The organism is Paenibacillus sp. V4I9 (assembly GCF_030817295.1).
Lineage (GTDB): Bacteria > Bacillota > Bacilli > Paenibacillales > NBRC-103111 > Paenibacillus_E.
Map to the genome: position 1 here is coordinate 1217307 of NZ_JAUSZE010000001.1, position 26085 is coordinate 1243391.

29 protein-coding genes are annotated in these 26085 nt (G+C 45.2%); 14 read left to right on the plus strand and 15 right to left on the minus strand.

The window, feature by feature from the left end:
• The first annotated feature begins 10 nt into the window (after positions 1-10).
• From QFZ81_RS05940 to QFZ81_RS05950, 3 genes are read left to right on the plus strand one after another with little or no spacing between them, the layout of a single operon-like run.
• Positions 11-1903 (plus strand): glycosyltransferase family 4 protein, encoded by a 1893-nt coding sequence (locus tag QFZ81_RS05940; protein WP_307601912.1) that lies wholly within the window; start codon positions 11-13, stop codon positions 1901-1903.
• Positions 1900-2994: a non-hydrolyzing UDP-N-acetylglucosamine 2-epimerase gene (gene wecB / locus QFZ81_RS05945; RefSeq protein ID WP_307446920.1), complete on the plus strand. Its 1095-nt coding sequence runs from the start codon at positions 1900-1902 to the stop codon at positions 2992-2994. The genes QFZ81_RS05940 and wecB overlap by 4 nt, the downstream gene beginning before the upstream one ends.
• Positions 2984-4006, plus strand: coding sequence for an SDR family NAD(P)-dependent oxidoreductase (locus QFZ81_RS05950; RefSeq protein ID WP_307446917.1), 1023 nt, complete (start codon positions 2984-2986; stop codon positions 4004-4006). The genes wecB and QFZ81_RS05950 overlap by 11 nt, the downstream gene beginning before the upstream one ends.
• A gap of 258 nt (positions 4007-4264) precedes the next feature.
• Here QFZ81_RS05950 and QFZ81_RS05955 read toward each other — a convergent pair whose 3' ends face one another.
• A complete protein-coding gene (locus QFZ81_RS05955) occupies positions 4265-4960 on the minus strand; it encodes a sulfotransferase family 2 domain-containing protein (protein ID WP_307446915.1) in 696 nt (231 codons plus the stop codon).
• 405 nt (positions 4961-5365) lie between these two features.
• Entirely contained in the window at positions 5366-5488 is a 123-nt protein-coding gene (locus tag QFZ81_RS05960) for a hypothetical protein (protein WP_307446912.1), read from the minus strand.
• A 189-nt stretch (positions 5489-5677) separates the two neighbouring features.
• Between QFZ81_RS05960 and QFZ81_RS05965 the strand changes: the two genes are divergently transcribed.
• The gene (locus tag QFZ81_RS05965) at positions 5678-6748 is read left to right on the plus strand and encodes a glycosyltransferase family 4 protein (protein ID WP_307446909.1); all 1071 of its coding nucleotides are present in this window, start codon (positions 5678-5680) and stop codon (positions 6746-6748) included.
• Positions 6749-6811: 63 nt separating this feature from the next.
• Here QFZ81_RS05965 and cysC read toward each other — a convergent pair whose 3' ends face one another.
• The 9 genes from cysC to QFZ81_RS06010 all read right to left on the minus strand — a co-directional run bounded on the left by cysC (position 6812) and on the right by QFZ81_RS06010 (position 14525).
• Complete coding sequence (gene cysC / locus QFZ81_RS05970) at positions 6812-7345, minus strand: adenylyl-sulfate kinase (RefSeq protein ID WP_307446906.1); 534 nt, start codon at positions 7343-7345, stop codon at positions 6812-6814.
• An 87-nt stretch (positions 7346-7432) separates the two neighbouring features.
• Positions 7433-7840, minus strand: a complete 408-nt coding sequence (locus QFZ81_RS05975; protein WP_307446903.1) for a hypothetical protein — start codon at positions 7838-7840, stop codon at positions 7433-7435.
• A 317-nt stretch (positions 7841-8157) separates the two neighbouring features.
• Positions 8158-9189: a glycosyltransferase family 4 protein gene (locus QFZ81_RS05980; protein ID WP_307601914.1), complete on the minus strand. Its 1032-nt coding sequence runs from the start codon at positions 9187-9189 to the stop codon at positions 8158-8160.
• A gap of 2 nt (positions 9190-9191) precedes the next feature.
• Positions 9192-9917 (minus strand): glycosyltransferase, encoded by a 726-nt coding sequence (locus QFZ81_RS05985; RefSeq protein ID WP_307446896.1) that lies wholly within the window; start codon positions 9915-9917, stop codon positions 9192-9194.
• Between the two features lie 411 nt (positions 9918-10328).
• On the minus strand, positions 10329-10907 hold the full coding sequence (locus tag QFZ81_RS05990) for a hypothetical protein (RefSeq protein WP_307446894.1): 579 nt from the start codon (positions 10905-10907) through the stop codon (positions 10329-10331).
• Positions 10908-10933: 26 nt separating this feature from the next.
• On the minus strand, positions 10934-11659 hold the full coding sequence (locus QFZ81_RS05995) for a glycosyltransferase (RefSeq protein WP_307601916.1): 726 nt from the start codon (positions 11657-11659) through the stop codon (positions 10934-10936).
• Between the two features lie 24 nt (positions 11660-11683).
• Positions 11684-12547 carry an NAD-dependent epimerase/dehydratase family protein gene (locus tag QFZ81_RS06000; RefSeq protein ID WP_373463643.1) on the minus strand — a complete coding sequence of 288 codons (864 nt, stop codon included), beginning with the start codon at positions 12545-12547 and terminating at the stop codon, positions 11684-11686.
• A 128-nt stretch (positions 12548-12675) separates the two neighbouring features.
• Positions 12676-13542: a dTDP-4-dehydrorhamnose reductase family protein gene (locus QFZ81_RS06005; RefSeq protein WP_307601918.1), complete on the minus strand. Its 867-nt coding sequence runs from the start codon at positions 13540-13542 to the stop codon at positions 12676-12678.
• The gene (locus QFZ81_RS06010; protein WP_307446883.1) at positions 13539-14525 is read right to left on the minus strand and encodes a polysaccharide biosynthesis protein; all 987 of its coding nucleotides are present in this window, start codon (positions 14523-14525) and stop codon (positions 13539-13541) included. The genes QFZ81_RS06005 and QFZ81_RS06010 overlap by 4 nt, the downstream gene beginning before the upstream one ends.
• 848 nt (positions 14526-15373) lie before the next feature.
• Between QFZ81_RS06010 and QFZ81_RS06015 the strand changes: the two genes are divergently transcribed.
• The 6 genes from QFZ81_RS06015 to QFZ81_RS06040 all read left to right on the plus strand — a co-directional run bounded on the left by QFZ81_RS06015 (position 15374) and on the right by QFZ81_RS06040 (position 19024).
• Positions 15374-16168 (plus strand): glycosyltransferase family 2 protein, encoded by a 795-nt coding sequence (locus QFZ81_RS06015; protein WP_307446880.1) that lies wholly within the window; start codon positions 15374-15376, stop codon positions 16166-16168.
• 4 nt (positions 16169-16172) lie between these two features.
• Positions 16173-17270: a glycosyltransferase family 2 protein gene (locus QFZ81_RS06020; protein WP_307446877.1), complete on the plus strand. Its 1098-nt coding sequence runs from the start codon at positions 16173-16175 to the stop codon at positions 17268-17270.
• A gap of 6 nt (positions 17271-17276) precedes the next feature.
• On the plus strand, positions 17277-18005 hold the full coding sequence (locus QFZ81_RS06025; protein ID WP_307601920.1) for a glycosyltransferase family 2 protein: 729 nt from the start codon (positions 17277-17279) through the stop codon (positions 18003-18005).
• A gap of 85 nt (positions 18006-18090) precedes the next feature.
• A complete protein-coding gene (locus tag QFZ81_RS06030; RefSeq protein WP_307601922.1) occupies positions 18091-18381 on the plus strand; it encodes a nucleoside-diphosphate sugar epimerase in 291 nt (96 codons plus the stop codon).
• An 11-nt stretch (positions 18382-18392) separates the two neighbouring features.
• Entirely contained in the window at positions 18393-18740 is a 348-nt protein-coding gene (locus tag QFZ81_RS06035; protein WP_307446866.1) for an alpha-helical endospore appendage domain-containing protein, read from the plus strand.
• The gene (locus QFZ81_RS06040; protein ID WP_307601924.1) at positions 18740-19024 is read left to right on the plus strand and encodes a hypothetical protein; all 285 of its coding nucleotides are present in this window, start codon (positions 18740-18742) and stop codon (positions 19022-19024) included. The genes QFZ81_RS06035 and QFZ81_RS06040 overlap by 1 nt, the downstream gene beginning before the upstream one ends.
• Here QFZ81_RS06040 and QFZ81_RS06045 read toward each other — a convergent pair.
• The gene (locus tag QFZ81_RS06045; protein WP_307601926.1) at positions 19004-19993 is read right to left on the minus strand and encodes a ketoacyl-ACP synthase III; all 990 of its coding nucleotides are present in this window, start codon (positions 19991-19993) and stop codon (positions 19004-19006) included. The genes QFZ81_RS06040 and QFZ81_RS06045 overlap by 21 nt on opposite strands.
• Positions 19994-20143: 150 nt before the next feature.
• Positions 20144-20779, minus strand: coding sequence for an IclR family transcriptional regulator (locus QFZ81_RS06050; protein ID WP_307601928.1), 636 nt, complete (start codon positions 20777-20779; stop codon positions 20144-20146).
• 128 nt (positions 20780-20907) lie between these two features.
• Here QFZ81_RS06050 and QFZ81_RS06055 point away from each other — a divergent pair, with 128 nt between their 5' ends.
• The 4 genes from QFZ81_RS06055 to QFZ81_RS06070 all read left to right on the plus strand — a co-directional run bounded on the left by QFZ81_RS06055 (position 20908) and on the right by QFZ81_RS06070 (position 24241).
• A complete protein-coding gene (locus QFZ81_RS06055; RefSeq protein WP_307601929.1) occupies positions 20908-21087 on the plus strand; it encodes a hypothetical protein in 180 nt (59 codons plus the stop codon).
• Between the two features lie 279 nt (positions 21088-21366).
• Positions 21367-22200 carry a peptidoglycan-binding protein gene (locus tag QFZ81_RS06060; RefSeq protein ID WP_373463644.1) on the plus strand — a complete coding sequence of 278 codons (834 nt, stop codon included), beginning with the start codon at positions 21367-21369 and terminating at the stop codon, positions 22198-22200.
• Between the two features lie 213 nt (positions 22201-22413).
• A complete protein-coding gene (locus QFZ81_RS06065; protein ID WP_307446850.1) occupies positions 22414-23352 on the plus strand; it encodes a glycosyltransferase family protein in 939 nt (312 codons plus the stop codon).
• A gap of 634 nt (positions 23353-23986) precedes the next feature.
• On the plus strand, positions 23987-24241 hold the full coding sequence (locus tag QFZ81_RS06070; RefSeq protein ID WP_307601931.1) for a nitroreductase family protein: 255 nt from the start codon (positions 23987-23989) through the stop codon (positions 24239-24241).
• Positions 24242-24278: 37 nt separating this feature from the next.
• Here QFZ81_RS06070 and QFZ81_RS06075 read toward each other — a convergent pair whose 3' ends face one another.
• Both QFZ81_RS06075 and QFZ81_RS06080 read right to left on the minus strand, forming a co-directional pair.
• Positions 24279-25310: an anthranilate phosphoribosyltransferase gene (locus tag QFZ81_RS06075; RefSeq protein ID WP_307601933.1), complete on the minus strand. Its 1032-nt coding sequence runs from the start codon at positions 25308-25310 to the stop codon at positions 24279-24281.
• Positions 25307-25957 carry an ANTAR domain-containing response regulator gene (locus QFZ81_RS06080; protein WP_307446844.1) on the minus strand — a complete coding sequence of 217 codons (651 nt, stop codon included), beginning with the start codon at positions 25955-25957 and terminating at the stop codon, positions 25307-25309. Before QFZ81_RS06080 ends, QFZ81_RS06075 begins: the two co-directional genes overlap by 4 nt.
• Between the last annotated feature and the right edge of the window lie 128 nt (positions 25958-26085).

Here is a 26085-nt window from a genome sequence, read left to right on the forward strand (position 1 = left end):
TATGTTACACATGTCGACTCCACAAAAACCAAGAGTCCTATTATTTTCCCATTTCTGTAATCCAGATCATATTACCGGGGCGGAAAAAATGCTGCTCTTTGTGACTTTGGAACTGGGACGTCATTATGCCTGTACATTGGTGGTACCGAAAGAAGGACTTTTAGCCGCAGAGGCTAGACGCCATGGCATTGAAACTGTCGTTCAATCGTTCCCTCTTTTATTTGACATGTATCATCCAACAGCCGCAATACCACAACTGTTTCAGGACCTGCTTGTCCATTCAGAAATGCCCGGTTTACTCGACCTTCTTCTCATCCACGAACCGGACCTTGTTATCACGAATACTTGCGTCAACCTTCTACCGGCAGCAGCTGCTAAGAAATTAGGGATTCCTGTCACATGGATTGTTGCGGAGACGATTCAAATGAATGAATTCACGCCTCTCAGTGCAAGGCTCATGGATCAATATGCGGACTGGATCGTGGGCATATCCGATACAACACTGCAGCCGCTTCAAGGACTTGTGCATGATCATAAAATGTTCGTACTTCCTCCTTCATGGCATACGGAGCATTATGACCCTGGCCAATGGCCGATTAAAAGACAAAGCAAACGTGCAGAAATCGGCATCCATGATGAACGTCCTGTCATAGGTTACATTTCTTCGGACATCTATGCGAATAAAGGGCTGGACCATTTCATTCAGATGGGGATATGCATTTGCGAAACGAATCCTAAGGCCCATTTTATGATTACAGGTAAACCTACTGATCCCGTTTATACGGATTCCTGCGTACAAATGATCTTGCTTTCCGGCTATTCATCTCAATTCTCCCTCCTCTCTTTTGAGCCTGATATTCAATCGGTTTACCCTGCAATGGATGTCGTTGTTGTCCCAAGTCTATTAAACGAGGGTTTTGGATTAACTGCACTTGAAGGTCATATCTTCGGTAAACCCGTTGTTGCTTATCGCTCTGGCGGATTGGTCGAAATATTAACTGCTACGGGAAATGAACTCTTTCTGGCACAAAAAGGAGATGTTCAGGATCTTACAAACAAGGTTCAGTATCTACTATCGGATCACCGAATACGTCAGGAAATTGGCAGTCGGAATTGTCAAACGATTCATCAATTATTTGGAATTGATGCTTACCGTTCCCGATTGGGACAATTTCTTTCTCTTCTTTCGCCTCACTTGGAAGCAAGATCGTTAGAGAAACAGCGTGCGCTTAAATTTCCCGATTATTTGCTGTTAAAAGGCGAATCCTCACATACTGTATTCGTCATTGAGCAAGGTATGAAGCGCCCGATTTCTACGGGTGAGGACTTCCATTTCTATAAATATGATTGGCACCGAGTTGGGATTGTAGGCGATCAACAGCTTGCGATGCTTCCGACAGGTATTCCGATTCGTGCTGAAGAGCCTTTTCTGAAGTATGCCCCTGCGATCTATGTAGCGAAAGGTCAGGGGCCAACGGTGTACCTCATGCAGCATGGTGTGAGGTATCCCTTTGTCTCAGAAGGAGCCCTTCGGGGCCATGGGTACAACCCATCACAAGTTGCCTTACTGCCAGAGAGCGTTATAGCGACTTATACGCTCGGTCTGCCTATTGTTGGCGGGGAGGAGAAGGGGCTAAGAAGCAAGCGTAAAACTAAGCTGATCATAAGGAAAAAGTTGAGAAGTCGAAAAAAGCTAAAACAAGGAACAAAGCTTAGAAAAGGTGCAAAAAGGTTTGCCAAGGGCGGAATTAACGTGCGCAAACGAAAAGCAGCTGCTCGGAAAGCGACCGCGAAGAAAAAGCCGACGAGGGTGCGCAGGCGAAAGAGCCTTCGTGCGAAAAGGGCAACTGCAAAACGGCAACTGGGGCATAAAGGCATCGTAAAAGTAGGAGGAAAAAGATGAAAATCGCGACTGTTTTGGGGACTCGCCCCGAAATTATCAGGCTGAGTCTCATTATTCAGAAGCTGGATGAGCTGGCGGAACAACATGTGCTCATTCACACAGGACAGAATTTCACCTCTACGCTTAGCGATGTGTTTTTCGAGGAGCTGGGGCTGCGCCAACCCGATTATATGCTGCAGAATCAGCAGCGTACGTTAGGAGGACAGCTCTCGGTCCTTTTCGCAGAGCTAGAACGCATATTTACACTTGAACGCCCGGATAAAGTACTTGTTCTGGGTGACACGAACAGTGCACTCAGCAGCATACTTGCTGAGCGAATGGGTATTCCCGTGATCCACATGGAAGCGGGTAACCGCTGTTTCGATCTCGCTGTACCTGAAGAGAAGAACCGAAAAGTGATCGATGCGATTTCTAGCATTAATATGCCTTACACCCGTTACAGCCGAGACAATCTGCTTAGGGAGGGCGTACCAAGTCATCGCATTATCGTCACAGGGAATCCCATTTATGAAGTGCTGACTCATTATGAAATACGCATTGAGCAAAGCGACATTCTGGAAAAGCTAGATCTGAAAGGTGAACCTTATTTTCTGGTTACAACGCATCGTGCTGAAAATGTGGATCATCCTGAACGACTCCAGCAAATTCTCAAAGGACTTAATCTGGTAGCTGAAACCTTTGGACATAAAGTCATTTGCAGCATTCATCCCCGAACCAAATCGCGACTCGAGAAGGATGGCAAGGTCACAATGCATCCACTCGTGCAATTTCATGAGCCATTTGGATTTTTCGACTTTGTGCACCTGGAGAAGCATGCTCTCTGTGTTTTAACAGACAGCGGCACCGTTCAAGAGGAATGCTGTATTTTCCATGTGCCAACGGTGACCATTCGAACGACGACAGAACGGCCAGAAACCGTAGATTGCGGAAGCAATGTAGTTTCTGGTCTCCGAGCTGAGCAAATATTGAACGCGGTTAAAGTTATGGTGAGATTCCCAACAGGATGGCATTGCCCGGATGGCTATTTGGATACAAATGTATCGCAGAAAGTCGTTCAATATTTATTAGGAGGTAAAGAGAATGTTTGCTAAAGCGACAATCTTAGTAACCGGTGGGACGGGGTCCTGGGGTTATGAACTCATAGAACAGCTGCTTCGGGAAAATCCCAAGAAGATTATTGTATTCTCCCGTAATGAATCGACACAGGTAGCGATGAAAAGAGCATTCAATGACCCTAGGCTAAGCTTCTGTATCGGGGATGTAAGAGATAAAGAGGCTCTGATGAAAGCCTGCGAACAAGTCGATTACTTGTTTCATTTGGCGGCACTCAAACATGTTCCCGTATGTGAGGATCAGCCATTCGAAGCATTGAAAACGAATGTGATTGGCACACAAAACGTCATCGAGGCAGCTATTGAGAACAAAGTGAAGAAAGTGATTAACATTTCGACCGATAAGGCTGCGAACCCATCCAACTTCTACGGAATTACGAAAGCGATCGGGGAGAAATTGATTGTGTATGGCAACCTGCTGAGCCCGCATACGAAATTCGTGAACGTTCGCGGAGGCAATGTGCTAGGAACGAACGGGAGTGTCATTCACTTGTTTATAAAGCAAATTCAGGAAAAGAATCAGGTTGGGATCACAGATAAAAATATGACTCGTTTTTTTATGACCAAGCAGGAAGCGATCAAGCTAATGCTTCGGGGAGCGGAAGTAGGGCGTGGGGGGGAAATATTCGTCATTACCATGCCTACATGTAAAATTATTGATTTAGCTGAAGTTCTTATACAAGAGCTCGGGAAACAGGATGTGGAAGTAGTTGAGCTCGGTGTGCGACCGGGGGAAAAAATCCATGAAATTTTACTTTCTGAGTTTGAAAGCCAATTTACTGTTACTTTTGACGATGAGCATTTGGTCATTCTGCCTACCATTGACATCCCCGGACTTAAAGAGACATATGCACATTACCTGAAAGTGCCGTACGAGAGCTTCAGCTCGGAAGGACCGCTGATGACAAAAGCGGAAATTAAAAAAATGCTCGTTAAAGGAGGTTTTCTGGGAGATGCGGAGCTACATAGTAGCGCCGGATTGAAGGGTTAGAGAATAAAAAAAGAGGCTGAATCCCCAAGCAGAGATCTGTTTGGGGGACAGCCTTTTATTGTTAACAGCAAATAATGCCATAGACTTCTAACGCGGGGAGTGGAAAAAAACTTGAAGTTTTGTCCTTCAACGAAAGGGCGTACACTCCGGCACACGGGTTATGTTGATCTGGGACTCTGGTGCTGTTGCCAACATAGAGCCAACTGTCCTTAAAGGCCAGACCACGGGGATATTGGCGTGCAGGCGGATGTTACAATTTCATTTCGTTTTTTTTTTATTTATGAGCAATTGTCGCGCATAATGATATAATTCAATATCCAGTGTGTTATTTTCTATTATTTTATGGATGGTTTTTTCTGCTATAGAAGTAATCGGTGGGCTGTTGCCGTTAACATTTCTCTTGATGTAATGAATATTTTTCCAACCTAACTCTTTGCTCATTAGTCTGATGGAATCGTCAAATAATTCCATAATGCCGAAAGAAAAGTGTGCGGAAAGATTTTTTTTAGCCGTCTCCAAGTCAGGAGTCCGTCCTCCACAGAGGTAACGAGTTTGCTGATTGACGTTTTCAATTGCCAGCTCTTCACTTTTTACAAATTCGTCAAGACTCATGTTTTTTACTTTCTCATACAATCTATTATTTTTTTCTCTAAGAATATAGTAATATAACGAAATTATGCGCTCTATCGGATTTCGAAACATCGTTATATAGATGGACGGTTTCGAAAGATAATGATGTACGCCAAAGTAAAAGTGACCTTTTAAGGAATCGGATTTTTCAATTTCATCCTTTAAGCGTATTACGTCCTTTTCGTTTTCCGATTCATCCCCTCTATAACAGCTTATATTCTTAGTGTATTGTTGATTAATCAGTTCTCCCAATGTACTGCCGGCAGTTTTGGGGATATGCATAAATATCAATAGTTTTTTGGTTTGAGTTGAATCACCACTCATTCAGAAGACCACCTCTTTTTAGAAATTTCCAATACCAAAACAAGAAAACAATCGTTTTTTCTATCAATGTATGCAGCAAAAATAGATCGGTATAGGCTAAAATGATCGTCACGGCGAAGAATTGATACTTTATCATTTTGCATCCGAGCAAGAACAACAAGAAGGATGGGCCGAATTCCTTGGCAAAACAGCAACAGCGGATATGGCAGCATTTAAAAATTACAACATCGATTCGGTTCACAGTTAAAGATTGTGTTACTTTTGGCCCTTTATCCTAAATGATCGGTGCAATCCCGTGTTAATCCTTCCCAAGCAGCTTATTGCATTGGAGTACGCTTCCCTGATGATCGAGAATCATAATACCAGAGCTATTTGTGGCCACGATTATACCTGATCTATATGCAGTCAGACCTCGGCAATCTTCATCCAACAGCTTAACGTATTCCCCGGTATAAGGTTAAGCCGAAATAGACCGCCGAGTTGATTACAACAGGTGACCAACAAATGATGTTTATAATCTAATCTCATTTCTCATCCAACCTCCTTCGCTTCGATATGAACGTATAATTTTTTATATGCTGCCGCCAAATAAATGCTTGGACAAATTTATTTTATGTTATAAAAAAAGGCGATTTTATATATTCTAGTCCAAACTCTTATTTTTGCTTTTCATATAATAATAAGCAGGCGGATCGATCCGAAGAGAGGGGAATTGATATGAAAATCCTCGTCACTTATTATATTGCCAGTGGTGGTGTTGAAACATTAAACCGAATGAAATATAAAGCTTTACAGAAATACGGCATCGATTGCCATTTCCTTTACCAATGGACAGGCGGCGGAATATCGAATGCGTATGATATTCCGGTACATGTATCTGAAGATTATGAATATATTCAGAATTTGTTGAGGAGAGAAAATTTTGACCTCGTGATTGTTTGCTCCAACTTTTATATGCTGAGGCTCATAAGGGAGTTTGGGTTTGCAGGGCCGGTAGTTTATGAAGTCCAAGGATTAGGTACTTGGGATGAAGCTAGGGAGATATTACATCAAGCGATACCCTTCATACATGCTCATTGTAATGCTGCGCTTTATCCGGTAACATCACACTTGGTCGCATTATTTAATTCCATATTCCCGGGGTTGAAGAGGTATTGCTTTCATAATGGGTTGGATACGGAGCAGTTTAAATACCGTACATTGCCCCGAAAAATGAATCCGCTGATCGGCTGGGTTGGCCGCATCGAGCCAAATAAAAATTGGCAATATTTTCTTCAGATTGCAAGGCATTTGCTGGAGGAAAATCCGCTAATCAACATTTGGATGATCGGAGAACAGAATTTAGGATCTGAAAAGGATAGACAAGTTTTCAACCAGCTGATGGTCAATTCTCCGTTTCAATCAAGGGTGACGTGGCACGCCAACGTGCCGTATCATGAGATGGACCACTATTATTCTATGATTGGGGATTCAGGAGGCTTTTTATGTTCGACCTCTATCTGTGAAGGGTTTGGATACGCTGTTGCTGAGGCGATGTGCTGCCGTTGCCCTGTAGTTGTAACAGATTCGGACGGGATCCGTAGTATGGTAATTCATAATGTAACAGGTAAGCTCATCGACCAGTATGAACTCAATCAGGCCGTGTCTGAAGCAAAAGAGGTGCTTTATAACAATGCCTTACGCGCTGATTTGATTCTGCAGGCGGAACAGCATGTCAAGTCCATATTTACACTCGATGCATATGGATGGAATTTAAACAAGATGATCAGGGAATTGGTAGGCAATTAGCCCTAGATCTATTCGATGCAGAGTGTACGAAAAGAGCCCGCTCCTTGAATGGAGCGGGCTTTATTATAATAAAGTGATATATCTGTGTCGGATTAAATATTCGACCACCTGCTCTGTACATTGCTCGACGGTTTCCTGGTCCGTTTCCAGAATCAGATCTGGATATTCCGGAGTTTCATAAGGATCCGTGATGCCGGTAAACTGTTTGATTTCACCGTTCAGCGCCTTGCGATACAACCCCTTAACATCCCTTCTGATGCATTCTTCGAGGGAGCAATGAACATAAACCTCGAGGAAGGAACCAATCTTTTTACGGCTTTCTTCCCGCATCCCGCGATAAGGGGATATAAAGGTCGCCAGTACAATAATATCATTTCGCGTCAGCACATGGGCTAAATAAGTCGCAGCTCTCACATTCATAGAGCGGTCCTCTTTAGAGAAACCAAGCCCTTGAAACACTTCTTCCCTAAGAATATCCCCGTCAAGTACTTCTACCTTTATATTGCATTGTCTTAGATTGGCTTCTACGGCCCGGCTAACCGTCGATTTTCCGGATCCGGATAAACCGGTAAACCATAGTGTAACACCTTTTTGCAAAATGTTTATCCCCTCCTCGTGTACCGAAGGTTGCAGTCGTAGAAATCTGGCTTTTAAACTTGCCCTCACTGGTGCTCCTTATCTCGTTTACGAGATTTCGTAACTGACACCTGAGTACGTAACCGGTCCGGTAACCTGTGCTTGATTGAGGGGGCTGCCGGATACTTCTTGGGCCAGAAGTCTATAGGCGTGGTACCCTGTCGGCACATTCGTGTCAATCATATGAAGCGTAGTAGTCCGGTTCTCGTTCACAGCCAGAGTACCCCCTCGGGCAGTGAAGATCACTGCCGTGTCCCGCATCATAGTAAACAAAATCTCTGGTGCACCCAACAGGGAGGCGAAAGAGACCGTCGCGTTTAATATGACCCGATTTGAAGCGGTTGTGGCCAGCCCAAACAAGGCTAGAGTGATACCACCCGTCGTAATTTCGCGGTTTAGTGTTTCGCTTCCGCTTGAGGGAATGCTTGAACCAATGTCCATAATGATGATAGCCATTTGAAAATTCCTCCTTCTATTAAAATAACGGGATTTTTTCATTTCCCATATTAATATCTTATGAGAGAATGATAGATTTGGTTTGGACCAATATACTGCAGAAAGCAATAAAGGCTTATGCTATCAGGGATACCGGTTACACATATTTCGTATCTCGTATTAATTGCCCGGCACGCTCATACGGCGTGTTTCATCTGAAGCGATTAATTGCTCGAATGAGAAAAAAACCGGGCTCGGTCTTTAAACATAAAATAACGAGTTCGAAAAGGCAGGCTGAGGGGATGCTCCGGCCATTTATTGGTCAAGAGAATCTTCCTTCAATTTTTTCTGGTGAAAGTGTAAACGGCTTGTTCAAACAGATTCAGGCATCGTGTCCAGGTCCACTTTGCTGCTTCCAGCTCGCCTTCCTTTGCCAAGCGATGGCGTAATCCCGGATTTTCGATTAATCGGCTAAGGTGTTCCCCCATCAGATCTTGATAGTGATAGGAGATTAAACAATTGCTTAGATGATTGCAATAATCCTCATTACCGCCTGAATTGACCGCGACAAGAGCAGCGCCGCACTTCATAGCCTCCAGACCAGGTAAATTAGCTGCTTCGTATAAGGAGGAGGTTACGAATATATCCGCTTGATTGAAATGATATCTAAGCTCGTAATCATTAGCGGGGGTGTAGAATATGAACCCCGTCACTGCCCTTAATCGGTTCAGCTCTGGGGATCGAGCCATTTCACCAGGGGGGGAGATAAGAGAAACTTCCACGTTTGGGTAACGCTTGGTAATCTCTTGAAGCTGGGAAATTAGATGCTCTTGATTGCGGTGAAAGGCGAAGCCCTCCGGCTCTCGAAGAATTGCTGCGATTCGGAGTTTGTGGTTATTTTCACGGATATGCAGATTTGTGAAGAAAGGATCGACACCTACAGGGACAATGGTACTTTGTATGCCATGCAGCAATTGAATTAAGCGGTGCTGCCACGAGGATAGAACGATCAGACAATCCGTTAAATGATAGGTAGGGAAAGAAATATGATTATCTGGAAGAAAGGCCGGTTCGTAACAGAGGCTTAGCCGGATGTGCTTGCCTTTCCCCAGCTTGCTGGCCGCTTGAGCCGAGGGTACAGTTAAATAATAATTGGATACAATAACATCCGAGTAGGGATAGTCACTTTCACGTAAAACGGTTTGGTTGGTATGCAGAACCTGAGCCTCTATCTCGTACTCCACGATACTGCCGGATGGCATCAACAGACAAACTTGATGGCCCCTGCGGGTTAATCCGTTCGCCAGTTCGACCAGCATCCGCTGGGCCCCGCCGTGACATAACGTTAATACGGGAATTGTAAATTTCATCCTTATTCACCCCCGATGATTTGATCGATAAGCTTGGACAAACGAAGCTGATATTTGCCTCGGGTGATTTCAATTTCTTTAGCAATCTTGTCACCATATTTACGTGTACCCATTTCGGAGTGATAGCGGTACATCGTTAATGATTCGTCTAAATAATACAAATCGTGTCTTGCAAGCATGATGCGAAGCCACAGATCATAATCATGCGTAAAAGGAAGAGCTTCGTCAAAAAGTCCCACATCGTTGAAAATTTGCTTATGCATCATGACTGTGCATCCGTTGATGGTATTTCCCTTTAAAAAGTCACGGTAAAACTCGATTACTGTACGATAGCGGGGTCCTACAACGCGTGCTATGACTTCATTAGTCTCATTGATGAGACAATAGTTACTAAAACTGAACAACGCGCCATGCTTTTGCATAAATGAAACTTGTTTTTCGACTTTCTCCGGGGCATATAAATCATCAGAACTGAGCCAAGTGATATAATTTCCGGAAGCCTTTTTAATACCTAAGTTTAACGCGCTGGCTGTACCCCCGTTTTTTTTTTGAATATATGTGATTTCCCCTAAAAAAGGCCGAAGCTCTTTGAAATACCTGTTGTCAGAGCCGTCATCCACAACAAGAACCTCTTTGTTCGGATATGATTGCTTAAGAGCGCTGCGTACGGCTTGCCCAACATAATTACAATTGTAAAAGGGAATTACGATGGTCACTTTTGCAAGCACAAGTGCATACACCTCCTTAATAGATTTAACTTATATTATTCTATGCGTGGGTACCCTGTTGGACTCGGTAGATGTACCCCGACTATTCGTCTAATTCTAGGGTTTATATGATTTAGAGCCGGGAGCATTCCAGTTCGTCTGGGCTGATAGCAAGGGATATGCCAACTATACGGAACCTCCTTTTTGGCTGCAGCTCTCGGTAGTATTTTTGTATTTCCTTCCGTTTTATGTATCGATGAGAAAAATGGAAACCGAACTACAACCTCGTCCAAGTACGGTTATCGATCAGATCTTTCTGGGAAAAAGAATGGATCCAGCCGGATGTTAGCAGCCTATCGGCTTCGCCAGCATCCGTTGGACCTCTCCTTCTTGCAGGCAAAGGACTTTGAAGTCACTCAAAGGCATAATAATTCATAGATCTTTCCAAGCAATCAAGGCATCGATGGGCGGATGATCCACCCCGTAAGATTTAACGAAAGATAGATTGGTCCGATCGTGCAGCCCCTTCAAAATAAGCACTTGATAGCCGAGCTCCTCCAGCTCTTCCGCTTCCCACCCGCTGCGATGTTCCTGGTGGGTTTCCCCTTGCATGTTGTAGTAATCGTACCCGGCCTGCTTAAAGTAACCTCGGGGTGTAAAGACAATGACCCGTTTTACGGCAATTTCCTCAGCCATGGCTAAGAGCTTCAAACCGTTCTGCTTGGAGAAATGCTCAAGCGAATCATTGAACAGCGCCATCGAGAATGATTTGGGCATCAGAAAAGCGTTCAATTGCGTTGCGTCCGCCCAAATCGGAATCAAGTGCGGTGAGCGGTTGACCCGGTTGGCTAGATAAGGTCTATGAGCATCAACACCGACAATAACCGGGCATTCGAAGCCTTCGACGTGGGAAAATAACCCACAGCCCACATCAAGCAGGCTGTAAGCCTGCCCGTTGACGAGCTGATACAGGATATTCATAACATCTTTACGGTCAGATTCTTGTATCATTCGATTTATTCTCCGCCTTTCATAGCTTAAACACCAAGCTCAGATAAGTAAGACAGCATGGCCGGCGTATGTGCATTTTGTACCATACGGATTTCGTTATCGATCGCAGGTCGATACTTAACCGTTCCCATCTGGGAATGCCAGCGGTATTTAATGAGCGCTTGATCCAGGAAGACGACATCGTGCCTGGCCAAAATAATCCGTAACCACAAGTCGTAATCGTGCGTGTATGTCAGACCTTCGTTAAATAGTCCCATCTGCAGATACAAATTACGGCTCGCTATAACCGTACATCCGTTGATAGGATTCGTAGTAAGCATCGCTCTGTAAAATGCCTGAACCGTCGGAAACCGTCCGGCTATGCCGGATTGTGTAATCCGGTTATGTTCATCAATCATATCAAAGGCCGTAAAGCTTATTTTCGCTTTGGCTGCCAGCATGTATTGCATTTGCATCATCAATTTATGCGGATAGAACAAATCATCCGAGCTTAGCCATGCGATATATTCCCCTGATGCCATGCGAATGCCGTGGTTCAGTGCGCTGGCTGTCCCGCCATTGGCTTTGCCCAAGTAATGGACATTTCGACCATGACCTGTGAAAGGGGTTATCTTCTCTGCGTATTGGGTCGAGCCATCGTCGACCACAATGATCTCCACATTCGGATAAGTTTGTGCTAGTGCGCTGGTAATGGCTTGATCGACATAGGAGTCGTTATAAAACGGAATGACGATCGAGACTTTAGGCATCATAGGGTCCCACTCCTCTATTTAAATTCAACTATTACGCCGAAAGTAATTCAAGATGTCCTCGACCGATTGTTCGAACGGGATGGATGGATACCAGCCTAGCGTCTGCATTGGTGCCGTATTGACGGATGACTGCTTTTCTGGTGGCGGTGGATCGATGATCAGCCCGTCATCCATTTCCTGGACCAAGGACACCGGATTTTGTACGTCAGCACCGATAAGCCAGCGGACAGGAGCCGCTACCCGCGACTCGAAGCAGGCGGCCGTCTCACCTAGCGAGCGCAGCCGTCCGGAGCCGATCGGGTAGACATGGCCTGGCTCTCCGAGGTGAAGGATATGCTCGTAGGCGTGCACCGCATCGCGCACATCTATGAAATCGCGCGCTTCGGTAAGGGAAGAGAGCCGAAACGGTGCGGGAGCTAGTTCCAGAGAATCGGTTCCCGCGTCGGCTGCGGATACCTCCAAATGAGCTAAGTGCGCGCCGATGAGACCGCAGAGGCCGTTCGACCGCCCTGGGCCGATCAAGTTAGAAGGCTGGGCAATCATGACAGGTAGTCGGAAAAGATGACCCCAAGCACGGGCGACCAGCGTCTGTACGGTTTTGCTCAGGCTGTAGGGATGCAAGGGCTGTGGCTGATCATCCTCTTGGAAGCGGGGGCCCAGCATCGAGCCTGCCACCAGCACTCGGCAGCTATGCAGGCTGAGTTCACGCAAGCTGTCGATGAGGTACAGGGTCGACATGACATTGCCGCTCATGTACGCGAGCGGCTCCGCCCACGAGTCTGCCACCGCGTTAAGGCCGGCCAGGTGCAGCAGTAGCTGTGGACGTTCCGTCATAAGAAGCCGTTGCACTTCAGCTTGTTGCGCGAGATTACAGACAACCTCGCGCACCAAGTCCTGCTCGAGAGAGCCGGGCCGCCGTACCACTGCAACTACCTCGTAGCCAAGGCGAGCGAAGTGCGTGCATGCGTGGCGGCCGGTAAATCCGCTCGCACCGGTTATTAAGATCCGACCCTTTGTCATGGTACTGCACACATCCAATCGCGCAGCTCTCCGAGCATAGCCTCGTAACCCGGCGCTTGGTAACCGAGATCGTTGCGCGTGCATATCAGCGTACGGTCTAACACAATTGCATCGTCAGGCTCAATCACGACATCTTTCTTCCCGAAAACTTGCTGAAACAGCTGCAGCAGCTCGCACTTGCTCACCGTCTCAGCGGCTGTCAAATGCACAAGACCGTGCAGTTCCGGGCCCCGTTCTATTGCATGATGAATAAATTTAACAAGTTCCAAGGTCGTTACACCGTTCCATGGTACCTTAGTAAAGCCTTTGACCGCTCCTTGCTGACGGAAAAACCAATGCATAAGACCAATGCCATCCTTGCGGATTTCCGGCCCTATAATAGAGGTCCGCACCGTGATGTGCGGATATGCCTTCACTTCCCCGAGCGCCTTTGTCTTGGCATATACGGAAGTCCCATCCGGTATGTGGTGTTCCTCGTAGTTTCCCCGATTCCCGGAATAGACGCAGTCCGAACTGATATGCACAAGCCGGCCTCCGTACGCTTCGACGGTCTTGGCAAGTTCATGCGGAAGCTTACCGTTGATCTGGTAGGCTTCTAATGCATGCTCTCTGGCAAAATCATTAAGAATGCCCACGCAGTTCACGATTACATCAGGTTTTACAAGTCGAATTGTCTCTTTCACCGCAGGAACGTCCAACGTATCCAAATAAAGCTGTGTAGCACGGTCTGCCTTTACAACTTCACATACCGAGGCCGATGTCGAACGAACCGTATAGAATACCTCATAATCTGTACGTTTGGTTAAATACTGCAGAAGCATATGCCCGGCCATTCCGTTTCCACCGATAACGAGTATTCTCATGTCAAAAAACCGCCTTTTTCCAAAAGATCCCGAATTTGCTGTTTGTTCATCAAATCCTCGGCGGATGTGTATTCATCTGCGGCCACCCGCGGGAATCCAGCATACTTCTCCTTCAGTCCAGGAATATCCAGCGTCGGCAGGATAATTAAGTACTCTTCATTGAAAACAACCGTGTTTTGAGCTTCGTACTCTGAGTAGAGAATCTCATGAATTTTCTCTCCAGGCCGTACCCCCAGCTCTACCACCTCTACCTCGGTTTTACCCATGGATTCCATCAGAACCTCAGCCAAATCTAGGATACGGCAGGTTGGCATTTTCATCACGAACGTTTCTCCGCCGCTTCCCTCGGCTGTCGCTCTCAGCAGCATGGCGATCGCTTCTTGAAGCGTAAGGAAAAATCGAGTCATATCTTTATGCGTTAGACCGATTTGGCCTTTTTCCCGAATTTGCTGCTTGAACAAGTGGATTACACTACCGTTCGTACCTAGAACATTCCCCCCGCGTACGCACACGAATCTGGTCGGAGTCTTAAGCAAATTCGCATAAATGATCAGCTTCTCGCCGATCGATTTGGTCATCCCGTAGAAGTTTGAAGGATTGGCTGCTTTGTCTGTAGAAATGTTGATGACTTTTTTAACGCCATTTTCAATGGCGGCTTCAATGACATTTTGCGTACCTAGCACGTTGGTTTTCAGCGCCTCGTAAGGCTGGTCCTCACAGACTGGAACGTGCTTAAGCGCCGCCAGATGGAACAAATAATCGACGCCTCGGCAAGCCCGGCTTAACGCTTCCTTATCACGCACTTCTCCAATGCAAAAGCTGAGCCGCTGATCCTCGAAAGCCCGTTTCATAGCGACTTGTGCAGACTCGTTCCGTGAATATATGATGATTTTCTTCGGGTCATGCTTCAGAAGCTGCGTGACCAACTCATGCCCCCAAGACCCCGTGCCTCCCGTCACTAAAATCGTGCTATTTTTATACATAGTCATTTACCTCCCAGTACATATTTAATGACTTTGATCGACATATCCTTACCCAAATCCCTTGAGGGTATTGCCGAGTAAGGCTCGGCATATGCAACATGAAACTTCAAGCATCGGCAAGGGCTGCGCCTCTGACCGATAACAACGTTGCTGCAATCGATCGACTTCGGTCTTTTCGTGCTGTTTCGGAGTATAGTAGAAACGTGAAAAATACAGCATTTCTCCTTTCCAGTTCCGTTGTCGGTTGAGCGCGCAAAGCGTGCTTCTCCAACTGAACAAAGTCGAAAGAGCCGAAAGGTTCATGGAATTCCAATGATGATACTATGCCGAAGCTTTCATTTGGGCGGTACGGGATTTCATACGGGGATGAATGCTGTAGATGATGCGGCGGTTGAGATACCCCGCTACCATAATCAAGTCCATTTCATATTTCCATGAGGTATTGAGGATGTGGGAAAATATTTCTACACACTTGTTATTTTTTGTTTACTATATACAGGGAAAATAGCATGCTCTTCGGATGACACATCGCTTGCCCGCCTGCTAACGGACAGGGAGGGGTGCTAACCTCCGTTTTAATTCAATGTCATAGGTCACTATAATATATTAGTGGGGCAATCGTATCGGCACGACATTTACCCCTGTTCATTCGTACAAATTATAAACTGGATTCAAGGTTGAACAAATGGGCTTACTTCATCTTCTATTTATTCTACTTGGGACTAGTCAGGGATAGGCTGTACAAATGCCTGTTTTCTACTAGTACGGCTTCTGCCCTGTCCCCTTTCTGTTGCAATCATAGAATATATAAAGCAGGCATTCCGCCATGGACAGGAGTTGAGGACGAATTGAGTAACCAGCGTATTCAGCGGAAACGGAAGCAGCTAATCTCCTCCGTCACCTTGCATCAGCATCAGCCAAAAGTATCGGTCATCATTCCGGTTTGCAACGAAGCTCGTACCTTGGCCAAAGTCATTCGGGAAGCTTTCCGCGTGCATCCACAAACAGAAGTTATAGTGGTTGATAATGGTTCAACGGATGGTAGTAAGCGTGTAGCGACGCAATTAGGGGCAAGGGTTATCTCGTTTAGTCAACGGCTAGGACATGATGTTGGGAGAAGCATTGGTGCGATGGAAGCTAAAGGGGATATTCTATTATTTCTTGATGCCGATTTTGTTGTATCTGCCAAGGAAACGATCCCACTGATCCGAGCTGTGCAGCAAGGCGTGGATGTAGCATTAAATAAATATAACGGAATCGTAACAAAAGCGAATGTTCATAGGGTCGTTCTAGCCAAACACGCACTTAACGCGATACTAGGCCGACCAGACTTACAAGGCGCCTCCATGACGACGATCCCACACGCAATTAGTCGCAAAGCGCTCGACATCATTGGAGCTGAGAATTTAGCTGTTCCACCTCTGGCTCAGGCAATAGCTGTACAACGCGGACTTCATATAAAGGCAGCGCAGCTTATCCAAGTCGGGCTCAGAAATCGCATCCGAAGTAGGGTTAAAGATGTAGATCCTGTAGGTGATCTAATTATCGGCGATCATTTGGAAGCCATTGGGTGGCTGATCCAAGCCTCTGATGAAAGAGCGAGTATGCATGACCAATTGCGTATTAGAGAAATGATGAGGTGATCACATGAAGCTAAGCATCAAGAAACCAAACCCTCAACCCTTGTCACTGGTAGTGAAAAAAGAACGAACCCAGCTTAAGAAATCCGTGCTCCGTTCCCCCGCTAAACACACTCCTTCCCTAACAAGAACCCAATTATACTGGAGAAATTGGGGATCGCGGGCGGGTAAACAAGATGCACGCGAACACGATATTACGAAGGAGGCTTACCAAAAGAAAGCACTCAATAACCTTTGGGTGCACAGGGCTAATTCTCAATTGCTCGCTACCAACGAACTAAGCTATGAAGCAGCGTCAAAAGGGTATGTGCATGGCTACTGTAAAGCTGCTAAATTGCATGTACCCAATTGGGTACTCATGCCAACAGCCCGTTCCGTTGGCGTTATTGTGAGTGTGATGAATGAAGAGCACACCATCGTGAAGGTGATAGAGCAGCTGAATCGATTACCATTAGATGAGATCATTATTATTGTGAATGGCTCGAGTGATCGCACCTTAGAGAAAGTAAGAGCGCACTCGCATGCTCTCATCGTTCACTTCCCCGATCCATTGGGCCATGATGTCGGGAGATCGATAGGTGCCAAACTGTCGCATTCGGATATTTTGCTCTTTTTGGATGGAGATTTTGTCGTGCAGGCCGAGAAACTTATTCCTTTTATCTATGATGTTGAACGTGGCTCAGATCTTGCTCTAAACAACATAACACCATATTTACCTACATTTTCACTCTGGGATTCCGTAACCGTGATGAAGCGGTTTCTTAACATAACGTTGAATAGACCAGAATTGAATGCGAACTCGCTCACGGCAGTTCCTCATGCTCTATCAAGGAATGCGCTGAAGCAGATCGGATGTTCCGAGTTAATGGTTCCACCCAAAGCACAGGTAAACGCGATTCTGATTGGATTACGAATTACTGCGCCAACAAGTGTTAACGTCATATCTATGAACAAAATCCGAAGTCACAATAAAGGGGAAAACAACCCGGTTGCCCGTTTGATTATTGGCGATCATGTAGAGGCGCTGCAGCTTGCGATGAAGTTGAAAGGTGAGCGAATCGTGTTTCCTGATATCATTAGAAAAAGGGGATTTCTGGAGAGGTGAAGGGGCATGCAGGTAACCAGTATCGTGATTCCAACTTTCAATGGCCTTACCTTGCTAAAAGAGTGTGTAGCATCAATTCGCAGCCATACTTCTGTTCCATTTGAAATTATCGTAGTTGATAATGGATCACAGGATGGAACCCTGGAGTACTGCTATAGAGAGCGATTGAAGCTGGTTTCAATTCCAACGAATCGCGGCTTCCCCGCTGCTTGTAATTATGGCCTTCAAATTGCGACTGGAAATACCTTGATGCTGCTCAATAACGATACCATCGTGACTCCGAATTGGTTGGATAACCTGCTGCGCTGTTTATACAGCAGTGAGGACATAGGTATGGTAGGTCCTGTGACGAATTATGCGAGCGGTAAACAGCAGATTCAGGAACCATTTACGAACATAGCCGACATGGCAGCGAAATATAACAATGTGGATACTTCTTTATGGCAGGAAACAGAACGCTTGGTCGGGATTTGCTTACTTTTCAAAAGGGAATTGTTAGATAAAGTCGGCTTTATGGACGAAAGATTCTCCCCGGGGCACTTCGAAGACGATGATTTATGCTATCGGGCTCGGCTTGCAGGATATCGATTGCTTATAACAGGGGATTGCTTCATCTTCCATCATGGCAGTTCAAGCTTTAGCAAAAAGGGTCAAGAGGCTGTGCAAGGGCTGCTGCAGCAAAATCGCCAGAAGTTTATTGATAAATGGGGCGTTGACCCGCACAGCTTCATATAAGGCCGGGCGTGAAGCTTCTGGAGTCACCGTTCTCTGCATTGCTGCATAACTTAGAGTGAAAAAGTGGAGTTGGAGGCGAAAGAGATTGGAACAGCGAGTGACAAAGATTATTTCTCACATTGCAGCATCGCATAGTGAGATGTCTAGAATCTTGGAGACGCATCGAAGTGTTTCGACACAAATGGCCACCATTGCCAACGATATACCTGACTCGCATCCTAATTTCGATGGCATAGGCATGCTGCAGGAGCAAGCATTACAACTAACTAAGAATATAACGGCTTATTTAAATAGCTTAGCTAATTTGGAAGAGGCAATCGCGCAGCAAACGGAAATTGTCATGAAAGAAATGAAAGACCCTGAAGATGAAGAATAGAGGGATACGCCTTGAATAGAAATGATCTGTATTTGAAAATGTTGGATGCTACAGCAAAGCTGCAGCAAGAAATAGCTTTGATGTTGGAAGCTAGAGTTGTAGAAGCAGAGAAATCGCGCAACTGGATTTGCCATCATATTAACTCAACGAATTTAGAGGGGCATGAACATCAGATGAAACAATCCGGAGAGATTCATGAGTATGTGATTGAGCTCATCGATGGCTTGACGAAGATGGAGAACTCCTTAAACCGACATATGCAGGCTCTTCTTAGACAAAATGAATCGGGAGCAGGAGCGGGGGGAGACGGTTCGAACGGAATGGGTAACTTATTTTCGTTTGGTGAGGATGAGAAATAATGAGAGCATCGAATCGTGAGAGAATTGAATTGCATATGTTAACCTCGCTGGCTAGAAGCCAGCGAGCCTTATGCCGAATCATAGAGACGATCGCGGATCAAGTAGCGGTCTCCGAGCAGCTTGCTGTCCATATGGCTGAGAATCTCAAGACGATAAGTGAATACCAGCGTTCGATGATTCAGAAAATAACGAGACAAAGTCCACGTCAACGCCGGTTAGGAACACCCGGCAAGCCGTGGATCAGCAAGAATGTCGCTCGCGGATCATCCCCAACGCATGATTAAACCCGCGTGAGTAAGACCCCCGCCAAAACCAAAAAGCAGCAGCGTATCACCGACCTTTACCTTACCCGCTTTTATGCCCAAATCCAGAGCAAGAGGAATGGAAGCCGCGGATGTATTGCCGTAGTATTCCAGGCTGTACAGCGCTTTTTCGAATGGGATACCGCTCTTTTCACAGATAGACTCAATAATCCGAAGGTTAGCGCTATGAGGAATGAACCAATCAATTGCCGTATGTGGTAAACGGCTTTTTGTGAGCAGCTTATCGATTCCTTGCGGAACAGTCGTTACGGCATATTTGTACACCTCGCGGCCGTTCTGGACGAGCTTGCCTTCACCCGTTAATGGCGTTCCGTTCAATTCAGAGGCAAGTCCGGTTCGGTATACGTGCTTGCCGCCTGTACCGTCCGATCCAAGATGGTGAGCAAGGAAAGCAGGATTTTCTTCCTCTCTTTCAACCATCACGGCTCCGGCACCATCACCAAAAAGAATGCAGGTGGAACGGTCCGTGTAGTCTGTGATTTTGGATACGGAATCCCCGCCGACGACGAGAACCTTACGGTGTACCCCCGCAGCGACAAGGCTGCTTGCTGTATGCAGGGCATAAGCGAACCCGGAGCAGGTGGCATTGAGGTCATAGGCGCCAGTTTCAGGGATGTCGAAATGGGCTTGAATCTGGCAAGCGACTGGAGTGGAAGGCAGATCCGGTGTATGGGTAGCGACAATGATTAAATCAACATCGCTCAGTGATGTCTGATATCTAGTGAGCATATTTTGTACGGCTGCTATACATAAATGACTTGTGAACTCATTCGCGGCTGCAATTCTACGTTCCCGAATCCCTGTGCGTTGAACGATCCATTCATCATTCGTATCTACCATACCTTGGAGATCCGCGTTGCTTAGTATGCGATCCGGCACGTAGCTGCCGATTGCTGTGACTCTAGCTTGCAAAGGGGAAGCGGTTGACATCAATGATTCACTCCTTATTAGTATCTGATGTTAGTACTAGGTACTAAATATAAGTATACTTTATCGGATACTCAGGGTAAAGTCAATGATGAGCGGGATCAAAAAACCGCAGCAGGAGATAACTCTTCATAATATAGGACATTTACCAGATCATTTCAGAAAACCGAACTGACGCGATATCTCTTTCGCTGTCTTTACGACTTTATTGGTATACGAGACGATTTGGTTCTCATCTATACGATGCGTCGGAGCAATTAAAGTAAGTGCGGATATGACCTGACCGGCCGAGTCCCGAATGGGAGATGAGATGGAGACCATATTTTCGATGAATTCCCCGATACAGATGCAATAATCTTGTTTACGTATATGTTTAAGCTGCTCTTTCAACTCGGTCGGGTCGGTAATGGTCCTGGGTGTATATTTGATAAGGGGGCTGTTCACTATTTTGTTCTGTTCAAGCTCATTTTGAAAGGCCAACAGCATTTTACCGGAACTCGTACAATGGACGGGATTTCTTCCTCCTACGTAGGAGCCGACATCTTCCTTTTTTGTACCCTCTACTTGATGGATGTATGCGATTTCGTTTTCTTCTAAAACGGCTACACGGAGTGCTTCAGAAGTTTCGCGGGCGAGACGTTGTATAATAGGGCTTGCCGCTTCCGATAAGTCCCAATAGGATGTGACCGTAACGTGGTAAAGCGAAACGATTCGCTGACCGAGCCTGTATTTATGAGTGATTGGATCTTGGAAGACAAACCCTCGTATTTGCGGATTTGTATTCGGCACGAGTTGATGTAAGCCCCTCTCCGATTATTGTTTTCAAATTACTGTTCCATCAAACCGATTCCCGATTCGGATGCCGCGGGCCAATTAGACCCGCGAGTGTACCGTGTCAGCAGCAACAGGCGGGGGCTATGGCATCGGCTAAGAGGCCGAATCTCGATCCTTCCGATATACCGAATTTCGTTAAAACGATGAGGGCCATGATGGGATGGAAGAACGAGGAAATCACTCAGACTGAAATTGCGAACGCTTACAAGAACATTGAGGGAACGAACGGCCCGATTCCGCTGCGAATTTATACGCCTTCTTAAATCGGAATCCATCGTCATATAGGCTCTTTTCAGGTTCCGGATTTCTCGCTTAGCCCATCTACCTCACGAAAGCTGAATGACTCTAAAATTGAATTTTGGAGTGATGCCTAAGCCGTTTATTTTGACATATATGCATTTATAAGTTTTGGGGTGACCGAGAGGTTACCCCTTTTTAATGCGCGAAAGGCATAACCACGCGGGTTTGCCGGGCTTTGAGTTGGTTCTCCCATTACCTTGAAACGGCAGCCAAAGCATATTTCATTATTATGGATAATAGTCGTGAATTTGGTCATTCTAATGCTATCGTCCACTGTGCGACGAATGATGCTGATGACGGGGAGTGAACGTAAACGCATGTTACAGGGTAAAAAAAAGCATGTCTGGATTATTCTAATCTGTATCGCATTGTTCTGCTCATCCACAACCACCGCTTTTGCCTATGGTAAAGGGGCTAAGGGACCTGATGTCTATGCGGTGCAAGGGATGCTGAAGTCACTTGGCTACTATAGCGGACCTATTACAGGCTACTATGGTAATCAAACACAATCTGGTGTTAAAGCGTTTCAAAGCAGATATGGTCTTCCTGTGACCGGGAATGTAGATGATCAAACGCTGCAATCCATCCTGTGGGCTTACGGTAATTTAAAAATTGCCAAGAAGCAGACACCAATACCAACACCAACTACACCTAAGCCTACACCTAAACCGCAAGTCCCACCGACTACGGAATTAACGGTGGAGGAGCAGCAAATGCTGGAGTTGGTTAATAAGGAGCGTGCTGCAGTAGGACTTTCCCCACTGGCTGTTGACCTACAGCTTACCAAAACGGCTCGACTAAAAAGCCAAGATATGGTCGATAACAACTACTTCTCCCATGATTCACCGACGTATGGCTCACCATTCGATATGATGGAGAAATTCGGCATTACGTATAATGCGGCGGGGGAGAATATTGCCTGCAATCAAAGCGTGCAAGCCGCTCATGAGGCACTGATGAATTCTCCGGGCCACAAAGCGAATATATTAAGCAAAGATTACACCCATATTGGGATTGGCATCGTGAACGGCGGTCCTTGCGGTAAAATGTTTACTCAGCAGTTTATCGGGAAATAAGAAGAGAATCAATACAAGCCTCTGCCTGAACGAAGGGTGAGAGGCTTTTTTCATGTACATCCAGAGTCCCATATGGATTGGTTATTTCTCAGGCTGTTATTGGTGGAAAGATAGAGAAAATGCGTAGCACTTATTGTTTTATTTTGAATACAGTATAGTAGATTTATGCTGTATTAATTACCTCTCCATTACAGCCTATAAGGAGGCATATTGATGTTAAATATATTAGTTTTAGACTATGATTTCTCACACTCCTATTATAAGAATTCGGTATATCTATGGAATGAATTAAAAAAACTAACCAATTGTGTGCTCTTAACTCCTACACAGTATAATCCGACCATAAAGCTAGATGATATAGTAGATATGTGTCCATTCAAGCCGGATTTTATTATAATAAACGAGTTCGTTAATGATCATCATCAATGGAGCATGAAAGGTCTAGAAAAAGTAAATATTCCTATTGGCTATTTGCCACACGATGTAGATTCGTATGTAGATATTAGGAGGAAATACTTGCATCAAAACAAAATAAGCTTGATATTCCCATTATATAAAAATAGTTTTCTAAGACTCTATCCTGAATTTACGGATAAACTACGCTGGCTCCCACACCATGTAAATACAGAAATATTTAAGGATTATAATTTGGTTAAAGATACAGATGCGTTATTAATTGGTCGTGTTAATCAGCCTTATTATTCTTTACGCAAAAAAATATTACAAAAAATGAATGGTCATCCTGGCTTCGTCTACTTTGTTCATCCATATGACCAAAATTCTTCCAAAGTTTCATGGATAGAAGGTGAAGAATACTCCAGATTAATTAATCAATCAAAAATATTTTTTAATTGTTGCTCCTTGCTCAAATATCCACTTTTAAAATATTTTGAAACATTAGGTAGTCGAACTTTACTTCTAGCAGACACATGCTCAGATTTAACGGAACTAGGTTTTAATCCCGGTGAGCACTTCGTCGAGATTAACGAACACAATTTTTATGAGAAGTTTATATACTATGTAAACAATGAAATAGAGCGTAATCGAATAGCAACAAACGGTTATCATTTTATAAGAAGCAATCATACTACTGCGATAAGAGCACAACAACTTGTCTCTTACATTAATGCATTTCTAGGGCGTATTGGTTAACGAGTATGATACTTGGAATCATTGTATCGTCCCCATCAAGACTGATATTAACGAAAGAGTATTTGAAAACATTCATTACACAAAAGAAAATGTAAATACCAAAAAATCAAAAAAAGAAACTATATCGAAGGAAACCATTAAACAAATAGTAAAAGCGAATGATCTAGATACACAACTATATGAATGGGCAAAAGAAAATTTCGAAAATCGCTTAAAGACTTTAGATAGAAAATCGAAAATGGAACTAGAAACCTGGACGAAATCAGTTTGATTCAAGGGCTTCTGTACTTGAGTCATTTTTTTGATGAAACTTAAATAAGCAAGGTACCTAGAGACAACTAGGATATTAAGAAAATTTCGACTGACGAATTACAATGGTTAATGACGAAACCCCTTAGCGAGTTGGTTAAGGGGTTTAAACAATTTTGAATTTATATTGAAACATCATTATTTAAGTCTTTTCGGTTACATCACAGCTACACTTGTTTTCGGCTTATTCTTTACTTGGTTAGGTATTTTAAGTACACGAACGTTTTTGTCATTCATTAATAATGAGAAGGATGAAACGTGGGTTAAACGAATAATTACTAGAAAACGCCCCTATCATAATTGACAATGATAATCATTATCGAATATGAGGACTATCAGACTATGCATCGACGAGCTGTCTGATTCACAATTTCAGCCTGCTTGCCTGCTTGCCTGGGAGCATGGGATTGGCATGGTGTGGGAGACCTATCCACTGCTGCATATGGAAGCGTTCCGCGAAGCTTTCGGCGTAAAGCCTGGGGAGAAAATTATTGGCAGTTTGCATGTCGGCTACCCTGGCAAAATTCCGCCTGGACAAAAACGCATACCGGCCAGCGAACGTTTGACGGTTATAAAATGAGTACATAAAAAAAAGAGCCCCCAAGGGCTCTTTTATATTAGGTGGCAGATACCGGCTTAATCGCTTCTGTCCACTCCGTATATTTCTGCAGAGCAGCGCCTCGTTCAATGGCGTGCCGGGCTAAATAAATACCTTCCTCTATGGACCCAGCTTTCTGAGAAACCCACAATCGTACGGCACTGTTGAGTAGTACCATATTCAAGTAAGGAAGTTCGGCTTCTCCGCGAAGAACGGCTAATGCAGTTTCTCCTTGCAGCTGAGCGGTCCATTCAATCTCCGGCACCTCGACCATTAATTCGTAAATCTCAGGATCAACAATGAATAATTCACTGGCGCCTTCTTTAATTAGGTATGTCCGTGTGCGCTTGTTTACGGAAAGGTCTTCGGAGCCTTCCATGCCCTGCACAACAATGCCGCGAGAGACGCCCAATTCCATTAATAAATTGGTGATTTTCTCGAACACAGTACCGTGAAACACACCGACAGCCATGAAGGGTGCTTCCGTAAAGCGCAGCAGTTTCTCTGCTGTGTTGAACACGGTCCGCAGACCTAGTTCCTTGCGAAGTTCGCGCAGCTCGCCGAGCGGTGCACACCAGCTCTCCGTTGGTGCGAACAGGAAGCCTGTTCGCGCTGCAGCTGATACGAGCGCTTCACGTGACGCGTCAAGCGCGGGTACATCAAGTGCCGCTAGCACATCAGACAGCGTGATGCCCCATTTGGGCGGCATGCTCGGACTGCCGTGCAGCGTAGTGGGAAGTCCGCAGGCCGCGAGAACGAAAGCGGTCGGTAAAGTCGCGATGAACGAGCGGGTGCGTCCATCATAAGGTCCGGCGCAATCCATGCTGCCGGGTATTGGATAGGTATGGATACGCTGGCGCAAGGCATCGATGAAGGCCTTTATCTCTTCGGGGGATTCCATTTTAATGCGTTCTGCAACGAGAAAAGCACCCATTTGAGCTTGTGTAGCCGCTCCGGTTAGTATGAGCTCCGCTGCTTGGGAAGCCTCTTCATAAGTAAGATCTCTGGCTCCGCGCTTTCCGCGGCCTACTTCTTTTAATAAGGATATCATCGTTTGCGGCCTCCTTGGTTCTGATCCTTTAGTATTTGATACACCTTGACGATGGAGGTAGCGACGTCTACCATACGTTTACGTTCATTCATGGCTTGTTTACGCAAGAAATCGTAAGCCTCTGCTTCAGAGATACCCTTGATTTCACATAAGATCCGCTTAGCCTGATCGACCCATTTGCGCTCTTCAAGTTTAGAGTGAAGCTGTTCGCGCTCTTGCTGCCATTCGGTTCGTTGGAAATAATGATTCACACCAAGGAGCAGCGCACAGTGAATTTCTAGAGGACTCATCGCAGAACCGATTAAACCATCAATACCCGCGTCCATTTTACATTCATTAGAAGGAAAAGTGCGAGCATCACACCACCAGAATAGTGGAAGGCTGCGATGAGCAAGCACACGCGAGCGCCATGGCTCTACTTGATCAGGGCCTACTGATAATAATACCGCATCGACTTTGGGAATCATAAATGAAATTTCTTTTACATTAGATGCTACATATATACGAAATCCCAAATCCTTCAGTATCTCTTCAGGCAAGGATTCCTTTTCATTATCCGTAACATTCAGTGCGGTAGTCGACGACGAGGAGGAGGTAGCTGAGCGAGTTTGTTTAAACTCGTCGATCAGTATAAATGATTGTAACATTTGAATACCTCCTATCGTGGGTAGCTTTTTTCCAATGGCAACTTCATGTAAGGTTTTCTTGGTAAAATGATTTATTATACGGCATTACTATAGCATATGTATCTAAAATTTGTCGATATATTATAGAA

Bases quoted from the DNA above. Each gene is read 5' to 3' on its own strand.
- QFZ81_RS05940 (WP_307601912.1), top strand. From the start codon at position 11: ATGTCGACTCCACAAAAACCAAGAGTCCTATTATTTTCCCATTTCTGT.
- wecB (WP_307446920.1), top strand. From the start codon at position 1,900: ATGAAAATCGCGACTGTTTTGGGGACTCGCCCCGAAATTATCAGGCTG.
- QFZ81_RS05950 (WP_307446917.1), top strand. From the start codon at position 2,984: ATGTTTGCTAAAGCGACAATCTTAGTAACCGGTGGGACGGGGTCCTGG.
- QFZ81_RS05955 (WP_307446915.1), bottom strand. From the start codon at position 4,960: ATGAGTGGTGATTCAACTCAAACCAAAAAACTATTGATATTTATGCAT.
- QFZ81_RS05960 (WP_307446912.1), bottom strand. From the start codon at position 5,488: ATGAGATTAGATTATAAACATCATTTGTTGGTCACCTGTTGTAATCAA.
- QFZ81_RS05965 (WP_307446909.1), top strand. From the start codon at position 5,678: ATGAAAATCCTCGTCACTTATTATATTGCCAGTGGTGGTGTTGAAACA.
- QFZ81_RS05975 (WP_307446903.1), bottom strand. From the start codon at position 7,840: ATGGCTATCATCATTATGGACATTGGTTCAAGCATTCCCTCAAGCGGA.
- QFZ81_RS05980 (WP_307601914.1), bottom strand. From the start codon at position 9,189: ATGAAATTTACAATTCCCGTATTAACGTTATGTCACGGCGGGGCCCAG.
- QFZ81_RS05990 (WP_307446894.1), bottom strand. From the start codon at position 10,907: ATGATACAAGAATCTGACCGTAAAGATGTTATGAATATCCTGTATCAG.
- QFZ81_RS05995 (WP_307601916.1), bottom strand. From the start codon at position 11,659: ATGATGCCTAAAGTCTCGATCGTCATTCCGTTTTATAACGACTCCTAT.
- QFZ81_RS06005 (WP_307601918.1), bottom strand. From the start codon at position 13,542: ATGAGAATACTCGTTATCGGTGGAAACGGAATGGCCGGGCATATGCTT.
- QFZ81_RS06010 (WP_307446883.1), bottom strand. From the start codon at position 14,525: ATGTATAAAAATAGCACGATTTTAGTGACGGGAGGCACGGGGTCTTGG.
- QFZ81_RS06020 (WP_307446877.1), top strand. From the start codon at position 16,173: ATGAAGCTAAGCATCAAGAAACCAAACCCTCAACCCTTGTCACTGGTA.
- QFZ81_RS06025 (WP_307601920.1), top strand. From the start codon at position 17,277: ATGCAGGTAACCAGTATCGTGATTCCAACTTTCAATGGCCTTACCTTG.
- QFZ81_RS06040 (WP_307601924.1), top strand. From the start codon at position 18,740: ATGAGAGCATCGAATCGTGAGAGAATTGAATTGCATATGTTAACCTCG.
- QFZ81_RS06045 (WP_307601926.1), bottom strand. From the start codon at position 19,993: ATGTCAACCGCTTCCCCTTTGCAAGCTAGAGTCACAGCAATCGGCAGC.
- QFZ81_RS06055 (WP_307601929.1), top strand. From the start codon at position 20,908: ATGGCATCGGCTAAGAGGCCGAATCTCGATCCTTCCGATATACCGAAT.
- QFZ81_RS06065 (WP_307446850.1), top strand. From the start codon at position 22,414: ATGTTAAATATATTAGTTTTAGACTATGATTTCTCACACTCCTATTAT.
- QFZ81_RS06070 (WP_307601931.1), top strand. From the start codon at position 23,987: ATGAGGACTATCAGACTATGCATCGACGAGCTGTCTGATTCACAATTT.
- QFZ81_RS06075 (WP_307601933.1), bottom strand. From the start codon at position 25,310: ATGATATCCTTATTAAAAGAAGTAGGCCGCGGAAAGCGCGGAGCCAGA.
- QFZ81_RS06080 (WP_307446844.1), bottom strand. From the start codon at position 25,957: ATGTTACAATCATTTATACTGATCGACGAGTTTAAACAAACTCGCTCA.